This is a genomic window from Anaerosporobacter sp., assembly GCF_031551385.1.
Taxonomy (GTDB): Bacteria; Bacillota; Clostridia; order Lachnospirales; family Lachnospiraceae; genus Anaerosporobacter.
The window spans coordinates 1-10129 of the sequence record NZ_JAVBNS010000207.1; the positions used below are offsets into that span (position 1 = coordinate 1).

Here is a 10129-nt window from a genome sequence, read left to right on the forward strand (position 1 = left end):
AAATCTTTAGAGAATGTGACTACATAACTGTTCACGTTCCACTAGTTGATGATACAAAACAAATGATTAACAAAGATACTATCGCAACAATGAAAGATGGCGTAGTAATTCTTAACTTTGCAAGAGATCTTCTTGTAAATGATGATGATATGGCAGAAGCTTTAGCATCAGGTAAAATTGCAAAATATGTTACTGACTTCCCAAATGTGAAGACAGCTAACATGGACGGCGTAATTGCATTCCCTCACTTAGGAGCATCTACAGAAGAATCTGAAGATAACTGTGCAGTTATGGCAGTTAAAGAAATCGCAGATTTCATGGAAAATGGTTGTATTAAGAATTCAGTTAACTACCCAGCATGTGATCCTGGTGTATGTACGAACGAAGGACGTATTGCAATCAACCATAGAAACATTCCTAACATGCTAAGTCAATTCACTACAGTATTCGCAGCAGAAAGCATTAACATTGACAACATGGTTAACAAGAGCCGTGGAGACTATGCATATACAGTATTAGATATCGATGCAGCTTCAACACAAACATTAGTTGAGAAATTAGCAGCTATCGATGGTGTATTAAAAGTTAGAGTTGTTAAATAAGTAGAAAAATAATATAGTAAGTAGATAAAGGGCTGTTGCATTTAACAGCCCCTTATTTGTTACTATTCAGCCATGCGGATATGCAATGACATATTCCGTAGAAAGCTTGCTTGCGGAGGAATATGTCATTGCATATCCATACGGCGCTTAGCCGCAGCGAGATGAAGCTCAGTAAACTGAGCTCGCGTAGCGAAATCGAGTTGGCATGGTGTTTAGGCTGAACAAGTAACCCTTATTTAATTTATAGGAGGAACATATGGCAAAGATTAAACCATTTAGATGTATAAGACCAAATGTTGATGTTGTATCAAGAGTAGCAGCATTACCATATGATGTGTACAATAGAGAAGAAGCAAAAGCAGAAGTTGAAAAAGAACCATTGTCTTTTTTAAAAATAGATAGAGCAGAAACACAATTTGATGATTCTGTTGATACATATGATGCAAAAGTATATGAAAAAGCAAGAGAGACAATAGAGGCAATGATAGAAGACAAGACATTTGTAGCAGATGAAGATGCTTGCTATTACCTTTATGAATTAATTATGAATGGACGTTCTCAAACAGGTATTGTAGCATGTGCTTCTATTGATGATTATATGAATAATGTAATTAAGAAACATGAAAATACAAGAGAAGATAAAGAAATTGATCGTATTAATCATGTTGATATCTGCAACGCACAGACAGGCCCAATCTTCCTTGCCTATCGTGCTACAAAGCAATTGAATGAAGTTGTTGATAAAGTAAAGCAAGAGACACCATTATATGCATTTACGTCAACAGATGAGATTACACATAATGTTTGGAAAGTAGTAGCAGGTGAGGATAATAACGTAATAGAAAAATCATTTGCAGATATGAATCAAATCTATATTGCAGATGGACATCATCGTTGTGCTTCTGCTGTTAAAGTTGGACTAAAAAGACGTAGTGAAAATCCAAACTATACAGGAGAAGAGGAATTCAATTCTTTCTTATCGGTATTGTTCCCAGATGAACAACTAATGATTATGGATTATAATAGAGCTGTTAAAGATTTGAATGGACATTCAAAAGAAGAGTTTCTAAAGGCTGTAGAGAATAAGTTTACACTCACAATAATAGAAGATGGTGCATATGCTCCTGAGAAGAAATCTACGTTTGGAATGTACTTAGACAAGCAATGGTATAAGTTAGAAGCAAAAGAGGACTTAAAGGCGATTACAGACCCTGTAGAGGGCTTAGATGTATCTATATTGCAAGACTATCTGTTAAATCCTGTACTTGGAATTGAAGACCCAAGAATGGACAAACGTATTGAGTTCATTGGTGGTATTCGTGGATTAGAAGAGTTAGAACGCAGAGTAAATTCAGATATGGAAGTGGCTTTTGCTATGTATCCAACTTCAATTGCAGAATTATTCGCAGTAGCTGATGCAAATCGTGTAATGCCTCCAAAATCTACATGGTTTGAACCAAAATTAAGAAGTGGTATCTTCCTTCATTCTTTAGATTAATAGTAAGATAACTTTCTTGCAGTTTGCAAAGATTATATACTTTGTTAATAGTTTTTTCATTTGCTTATATCTAATTTTATGATAAAATTGTAGTATGTAATTAATGGAGACAATGAGAGCAAATATGTAGAAGAATGGAGAGTATAGGTATGGGTAGTTTGTTTAGCCTTGAAGGAGGCTTTTTTAATGGAATGGGAAAGGTGTTTGATATTGTATTGGTAAGTTTACTTTGGGTTGTGTGTTGTATACCAATTATAACAATCGGACCAGCAACAACAGCTCTTTACTATTCAGTAGTGAAATCGATACGAAGAGAAAGAGGATATATTACAAAGGAATTTTTCCATTCATTTAAGACTAATTTTAAACAAGGGACAATTACAGGAGTTATCTTTACTGTATTTGCAGTTATTATGTCTGTTAATTTTTATGTTGTAAAACAAATGGATACGAAAGTATCAACTGTTTTAATTGGAATTTATCTTGTATTATGTGCGGTAGTTTTTATTACAGCACTTTATGCATTTCCTAATTTATCAAGATTTACTTTGACAATTAAGCATTTATTCAAGAATTCATTAATTATGTCAATTAGACATCTTCCGATGTCAATTGTAATGGCGCTAATTGTTTTAGTTGCGTTATTCTTAATGTATTTAGTACCGATTGCAACGTTGTTTGTACCGGGGGTATCATGTTTACTAGTATCATTTATGATGGAAAGAATCTTGAAGAGATATACTCCAGAAGATGTTAGTCGAGCAGATGCTTGGTATATGGAATAAAAGAGATGTCGAAAAAGTAAGGATAAAAATACTTTAATTGTATAAAAATAAAGAAAAAAGGTGTGAATTTTGCATATTTTTTGAACAGCGTATCAAGAAATGCAAGATTTTCATCTTTTTTTTTGAAGTGTAGATTACAAAATAATTAATGTGCGTTTATTACTAAAAATAATTGTTTTTTAATGTAAATGATGGTACAATATAAGCAATGTTGTGGTATAGAGGGAGGACACTTTTATGAACGAAACACTATATAATTTATGTGATTGGGCAGAAATTGAAGCAATTGTTTATTCAGAACATGATAATCCACATAGTATATTGGGGGCACATGCGACGGATGATGGAATTATATTTAATACATTTATTCCTACAGCAGCAAAAGTTGTTTTGCATATGACAAAGACAGGGAAAGAATATGAAATGGAAATCGCTGATGAGGCTGGATTTTTTTCAGTATTAGTGAGTGGTAAGAGGATTCCAGATTATACGTATATAGTAACTTATGATAACGGTGAAACACAAGAAATCGTAGATCCATATAAATTTGATTCTGTAATGGATGCAATGGATTTGAAATTGTTTACAAGTGGAACGCATTATGAGATATATGATAAACTAGGTGCACACCCGATGGAGATAAACGGTGTTTCTGGTGTTTTATTTGCTGTATGGGCACCGAATGCAATCCGTGTTAGTGTTGTTGGTGATTTTAATCTATGGGACGGTAGACGTCACCAGATGAGTAGAGTAGAGGGTTCGGGAGTATTTGAACTATTCATTCCAAACTTAGCTTGTGGTGAAATCTACAAGTATGAAGTGAAAGTAAACAGTCAATTAGTAATGTTAAAGGCAGACCCATATGGATATGCTTCAGAATTAAGACCTGCAACAGCATCGATTGTTTATGACATTAATTCATATGATTGGAAAGACCAAGATTATATTGCAAAACGTGAAAAACGAGATTGCAAAGAAGAGCCAATGTTAGTATATGAAGTTCATCTTGGCTCATTTAAGAAACCAGAAGAGGAAGACCAGCTATTCTATAATTACAGAGAGCTTGCAGTTATGGTGGCGGATTATGTGAAAGAAATGGGATATACTCATATTGAATTAATGCCAATTATGGAACATCCGTTAGATGCTTCATGGGGATATCAAGTTACTGGATATTATGCGGCAACTTCAAGATATGGAACACCAGAAGACTTTATGTACTTTGTAGATTATATGCATAAGCAAAATATTGGTGTAATCTTAGATTGGGTACCGGCACATTTTCCAAGGGATACATTTGGTTTAGCGAATTTTGATGGTACATGCCTATACGAGCATTTAGACCCTAGACAAGGTTCTCACCCACATTGGGGGACGTTGATTTATAATTATGGAAGACCGGAAGTTGCAAACTTCTTAATTGCCAATGCATTGTTCTGGGCTGAGAAGTATCATATCGATGGAATTCGTATGGATGCGGTAGCTTCGATGTTATACCTTGATTATGGTAAGAATGATGGCGAATGGGTTGCTAATATGTATGGCGGTCATGAGAACTTAGAAGCAGTAGAATTCCTACGTAACCTTTCTAAGGTCTTTAGGAAAAAACAAAAAGGTGTATTACTAATCGCAGAAGAGTCTACAGCTTGGGAGAAAGTAACTGGTGATGTGGATGATGATGGTTTAGGATTTGACTTGAAGTGGAATATGGGTTGGATGAATGATTTCACAAACTATATGAAATGTGATCCATTATTCAGAAAAGGTCATCATGGCGAGTTAACATTCAGTATGATTTATGCATATAGTGAGAATTTCGTTCTTGTATTATCACATGATGAAGTTGTACACGGAAAAGGCTCTATGATTAATAAGATGCCAGGTAGCTATGAGCAGAAGTTTGCAAATCTACGTGCAGCATATGGATATATGATGGCACACCCAGGTAAGAAATTATTATTCATGGGACAAGATATTGCTCAATTTGATGAATGGAATGAAAACGAAGGCGTTCAATGGGATTTACTTGAGTACGATGCGCATCGTGAGATGAAGGATTATGTGAAAGCGTTAAACCGCCTTTACAAGGATTATCCAGCATTATACCGTATGGACTTTAATAGTGATGGATTTGAATGGATTAACAACATGGATGCAGATAAGAGTATTGTAAGCTTTTTAAGAAAGACAGACAAAGAGGAAGAAACGATATTGGTTATCTGTAACTTTACACCAGTTGTATATGAAGGCTTCAAAGTAGGCGTTCCATTCAAAGGAAAATACAAAGAAACCTTTAATAGTGATAAAGAAATGTTTGGTGGTAAGGGATATGTAAATCCAAGGCTCAAATATTCTTCAGAAGATGAATGTGATGGTCGTGAGAATTCTATTCAAGTTATTGTGCCACCACTTGGAATCAGTGTATTTACTTGTACTCCAATAGCGGAAACAAAGCCAGCTAAGAAGACAGAAGCCAAAAAGGCAGAGACGAAAAAGACAGAAAAAGCTACAGTAACGAAGAAGACAACTAAGGCAGAAAAAGTAAAAAAAGAAGTAAAAGAAGTGAAAGAAACAAAAGAGGTAAAACCGACAAGGGCAAAGAGAACTACGAAAGCAGCGAAGGAATCAAAAGAAGAGATCGTTGCAACGGTAGAGGAAACAGCAAAGATAGAACCTAAAGTAGCAAAAGCAGAGGAAGTGCCAAAGGCAGAACCTACAGTAGTGAAAGTAGAATCTAAAGTAGAAGAAACACCAGAGGCAGAACTTACAATGCTAAAAGAAGAGTTGAAAGAGGTTGTAAAACCAACAAGAAAGAAAAGAGGAAGACCTCGTAAACAACAACTAAAATAATAATTCTAACAAAAGAAAATTGTAGGAGATGACTATGCAGTTGAATTCAATGTTTTTATCAACAAAAGCACTGCAAGACGGTGTAGGAGATGTAGTAGAAGAAGTTTCAAAGATATCAAAGTATTGGGAAAAAGCACAAGAAGGTTTAATGGCATTTGCTGTAAAATTACTTATTGTGTTACTAATCTGGTTTATTGGTAAGAAAGTTATTAAAGTAATATTGCATATCTTTGATAAGACATTTACAAGAAGTAATTTAGAATCAAGTGTAACAAGTTTTCTGATGGCAGTTATTAAAGCAATCTTATATGGTATCTTAGTTGCGGTATTGGTAGATAAGATTGGTATGGATACGTCATCTCTAGTAGCAATACTTGGTACAGCAACATTATCAGTTGGTTTAGCATTACAAGGCAGCTTATCGAACTTTGCAGGTGGTGTATTGATTCTTATTATGAAACCGTTCCGTGTAGGTGATTATATAGTAACTCCGGATAAAGAAGGGACTGTTACAGGACTTGATATATTCTATACACGTATGTTAACAGCGGATAATCGTTTGGTTGTTATTCCGAACGGAACGTTATCGAATTCCAATATTATCAATGTTACACATGAGCCTGTGCGAAGACTTGATTTGGCAGTATCCATTGATTATTCCGAGAATATCAAAAAAGTCAGAGATATCATAGACCAACTTATGCGTGAGCATGAATTAGTACTAAAAGACCGTGATACACAGATATTTGTTAATAGTTTTGACCCAAGTGCGATTAACATTGGTATTCGAATGTGGGTAAACACAGGAGATTACTGGACATTAAAATGTGATATACTTGAAAAAATCAAAGAAGCGTTTGATGCCAACAATGTAACAATTCCGTTTGACCAATTAGATGTTAATATTACAAACAGATAATCAAAGTGTGTCTGAAATGAAAACAAGAGGTATAAAACATGTTAGATGTAAAACAAAGAACGATTCAACTAATTGAAGTGGAAGATGGGTATGTATTTGAGATTCATGAAATACCGATAGAGGGTGATTCCGTTGTAGAAGTGTGGGTATATCAAAAAGAATACACAACCAAAATTCACGCATTTAGTATTTTAAAAAGTACAATTTCAAATCCAACTAATTTGTACAAGCATATCGAAGACAATATGCAGGAATATATTGGCACATACAAAGAAGAGGTTATTGAAGAGGTAGAATAATTATAACTTTGTAAAAATAAGAAATGCAATGCTAAGGTTCATAAAATAAAGTTAAAAAGTATAGAATCTGATAGGAATTCGCATATAATATTATGTAAATTAACAAAAAGAAATTTTTAGTCTTTTCTTTTGGGTTAAAACATGGTATTTTATTAGTAGCGGATTTGGAGTATCCGTAACAAAGGGTGTTCTCAAATTTATATTTGAGAACACTTTTTTATATAAGCAGAGCTAATAGATTTAATTAGTTGTTACGTGATAGTCCCTTACTATTTATGTTATGTGGTTAAAAACGAATGGGATACCATAGTTATATCCTTAGATAAAATGGAGGAAGATAGGAAAATGGCGTTGAAAAATGTGATATCAGAAGTATTTGCGGTTGATGTATTTAATGATGCTGTAATGGCAGAACGTTTACCAAAAAAGGTTTACGCAACTCTAATGAAGACAATTGAAGAGGGAGAAGACCTTGATCTTGAAATTGCGAATGTTGTTGCACATGCTATGAAGGAATGGGCATTAGAAAAGGGTGCAACACACTATACACATTGGTTTCAGCCAATGACAGGTATTACAGCGGAGAAGCATGATTCTTTTATCAGTCCTGCATCTAATGGTGGTCAAGCGATTCTTGAATTCTCTGGTAAGGAGTTAATCAAAGGAGAACCAGACGCATCTTCATTCCCATCAGGTGGGCTTCGTGCTACATTCGAAGCAAGAGGATATACAGCATGGGATTGTACGTCACCAGCATTTTTAAGAGAAGATGCAGCAGGTGTAACGTTATGTATTCCTACAGCATTCTGCTCTTATACAGGAGAAGCGTTGGATAAGAAGACACCTCTTCTTCGTTCAATGGAAGTAATCAATACACAGACGTTAAGGATTCTTAAATTATTCGGACATGAAGATGTGAGAAGAGTTGATTGTTCTGTTGGAGCAGAGCAAGAATATTTCTTAGTAGATCGTGAAAAATATCTACAAAGAGATGATTTAATCTTTGCTGGTCGTACATTATTCGGTACAATGCCACCAAAAGGTGAAGAATTAGAGGATCATTACTTTGGTAGTATTAAAGAGCGTATTGCCGCTTACATGAAAGAATTGAACATAGAATTATGGAAGTTAGGAATTCTATCAAAGACACAACATAATGAAGTTGCTCCTGCACAACACGAGATGGCTCCAATCTATGGAACGGCTAACATAGCAACAGACCATAATCAAATGGTTATGGAGACTATGAAGAAAGTTGCAAAACGTCATAATTTAGAATGTTTATTACATGAGAAACCATTCAAAGGGTTAAGTGGTTCTGCAAAGCATGATAACTGGTCTCTTGTTACGAATACAGGAAAGAATCTATTAGAACCAGGAAAGACACCTCATGAGAATATTCAATTCTTACTATTCTTAGCAGCGATAATTAAAGCGGTAGATAAGAATGCGGTTTTACTTCGTATGTCAGCTTCGAATCCTGGTAATGATCTTAGATTAGGAGCGAACGAAGCACCACCAGCAATTATCTCTATCTTCTTAGGAGAACAATTAGAAGACGTTATAAGTCAGCTTATCGAAACAGGAGAAGCGAAATCAAGTAAGCAAGGTGGTAAGCTAAACATTGGTGTTCATACATTACCAGAATTAAAGAAGGATGCTACAGACAGAAACCGTACATCTCCATTTGCATTTACAGGTAATAAGTTTGAATTCCGTATGGTTGCTTCCTCTATGTCAGTAGCAGATGCGAACACAATTTTAAATACAATAGTAGCAGATGCATTATGTGATATAGCAGATGAATTAGAAAAAGCAGAAGATTTCGATATTGCTGTTCATGATTTAATTAAACGTGTATTAACAGATCATCAAAGAATTATATTCAATGGAAATGGATATTCAGCAGAATGGAAAGCAGAGGCAGAGAGAAGAGGATTACCAAATACACAAACTATGGTAGATGCAATCCCTTCCCTAATTGATGATAACACAATTCGAATCTTTGAAAAATTCGGTGTACTTTCTTCTGTAGAATTACATTCTCGTGCGGAAATCAATTATGAGATGTATACAAAGACGTTGAACATAGAAGCAAAAACGATGATTGAGATGACGAATAAGAAATATATTCCATCTATTATCAAGGCAATCAAGGCGTTAGCAGATTCTATTAATAGTATTAAATCTGCTGTAGCAACTGCAGATGTTTCTGTTCAAAGTGAATTGTTGACACGAAGTTCAGAGCTTTTAGCAAAAACGAAAATGGCTGTAACGAATCTTGAAAATATTGTTCTGGAAGCAAACTCGAAAGAGGAAGGCAAAGAAAGAGCAACGTACTTTAAAGATGTGGCAGTTAAAGCAATGGAAGAATTAAGAGCACCAATTGATGCGTTAGAAGAGATTGTTGATAAGTCTTTATGGCCAGTTCCAGCGTATGGAGACCTATTATTTGAAGTTTATAAATGATACAAAATAAATAATATAATAAAAATTTTAAAAAAATAAAAAAAGGGTCTTCCCTTTTGGAATAAAAAGTGGTATTTTATATTTAGGCGGATAAAAGAGTATTCGTGGAACAAAGGTGTTCTCAAATTGTATTTGAGAACGCCTTTTTTTGTTTTTTAGGAGAACTTTTCGTACTCTTAGAAAGTAATAGCCATGAATATTGACGATGCTGCAAATCTTAATAATAATGGAAAGAAGGAAAAAAACATGGCAAAAAACGTAATTTCAGAAGTATTTGCAATTGATGTATTTAATGATGTGGTTATGGCAGAGCGTTTACCTAAGAAAGTATATGCGACTCTTAAAAAGACAATTGAAGAAGGTGATGAACTAGACCTTGAAATTGCCAATGTAGTTGCTCATGCAATGAAAGAATGGGCACTTGAAAGAGGTGCGACACACTATACACATTGGTTCCAACCAATGACTGGTATTACAGCAGAAAAACATGACTCTTTCATTAGTCCAGCATCGAATGGCGGAATAGCAATTCTTGAATTTTCAGGAAAAGAATTAATCAAAGGTGAACCAGATGCTTCCTCATTCCCTTCGGGGGGTCTTAGAGCTACATTTGAGGCAAGAGGATATACAGCATGGGATTGTACTTCACCAGCATTTTTAAGAGAAGATGCAGCAGGCGTTACTCTATGTATTCCTACAGCATTTTG

Annotated in this window: 8 protein-coding genes; all 8 read left to right on the forward strand. The window is 34.8% G+C overall.

The window, feature by feature from the left end; translation table 11 throughout:
* On the forward strand, positions 1-602 hold a 602-nt coding region (locus tag RMR19_RS16075; protein ID WP_310604517.1), incomplete at its 5' end, for a phosphoglycerate dehydrogenase.
* A gap of 256 nt (positions 603-858) precedes the next feature.
* Positions 859-2100, forward strand: coding sequence for a DUF1015 domain-containing protein (locus RMR19_RS16080; protein WP_310604518.1), 1242 nt, complete (start codon positions 859-861; stop codon positions 2098-2100).
* A gap of 191 nt (positions 2101-2291) precedes the next feature.
* Positions 2292-2885 (forward strand): YesL family protein, encoded by a 594-nt coding sequence (locus RMR19_RS16085; protein WP_310604519.1) that lies wholly within the window; start codon positions 2292-2294, stop codon positions 2883-2885.
* A 237-nt stretch (positions 2886-3122) separates the two neighbouring features.
* Positions 3123-5735: a 1,4-alpha-glucan branching protein GlgB gene (glgB, locus tag RMR19_RS16090; protein ID WP_310604520.1), complete on the forward strand. Its 2613-nt coding sequence runs from the start codon at positions 3123-3125 to the stop codon at positions 5733-5735.
* 34 nt (positions 5736-5769) lie between these two features.
* The gene (locus RMR19_RS16095) at positions 5770-6654 is read left to right on the forward strand and encodes a mechanosensitive ion channel family protein (protein WP_310604521.1); all 885 of its coding nucleotides are present in this window, start codon (positions 5770-5772) and stop codon (positions 6652-6654) included.
* Positions 6655-6692: 38 nt separating this feature from the next.
* Complete coding sequence (locus tag RMR19_RS16100) at positions 6693-6953, forward strand: hypothetical protein (protein ID WP_310604522.1); 261 nt, start codon at positions 6693-6695, stop codon at positions 6951-6953.
* 345 nt (positions 6954-7298) lie between these two features.
* Positions 7299-9422 carry a glutamine synthetase III family protein gene (locus tag RMR19_RS16105; protein WP_310604523.1) on the forward strand — a complete coding sequence of 708 codons (2124 nt, stop codon included), beginning with the start codon at positions 7299-7301 and terminating at the stop codon, positions 9420-9422.
* A gap of 246 nt (positions 9423-9668) precedes the next feature.
* Positions 9669-10129: glutamine synthetase III (locus tag RMR19_RS16110; protein WP_310604524.1), on the forward strand; the 461-nt coding region annotated here is incomplete at its 3' end.

What these genes read in the sequence shown, in the direction of transcription:
- RMR19_RS16080 (WP_310604518.1), top strand. Translation starts at nt 859, where the DNA reads ATGGCAAAGATTAAACCATTTAGATGTATAAGACCAAATGTTGATGTT.
- glgB (WP_310604520.1), top strand. Translation starts at nt 3,123, where the DNA reads ATGAACGAAACACTATATAATTTATGTGATTGGGCAGAAATTGAAGCA.
- RMR19_RS16100 (WP_310604522.1), top strand. Translation starts at nt 6,693, where the DNA reads ATGTTAGATGTAAAACAAAGAACGATTCAACTAATTGAAGTGGAAGAT.
- RMR19_RS16105 (WP_310604523.1), top strand. Translation starts at nt 7,299, where the DNA reads ATGGCGTTGAAAAATGTGATATCAGAAGTATTTGCGGTTGATGTATTT.
- RMR19_RS16085 (WP_310604519.1), top strand. Translation starts at nt 2,292, where the DNA reads ATGGGAAAGGTGTTTGATATTGTATTGGTAAGTTTACTTTGGGTTGTG.
- RMR19_RS16095 (WP_310604521.1), top strand. Translation starts at nt 5,770, where the DNA reads ATGCAGTTGAATTCAATGTTTTTATCAACAAAAGCACTGCAAGACGGT.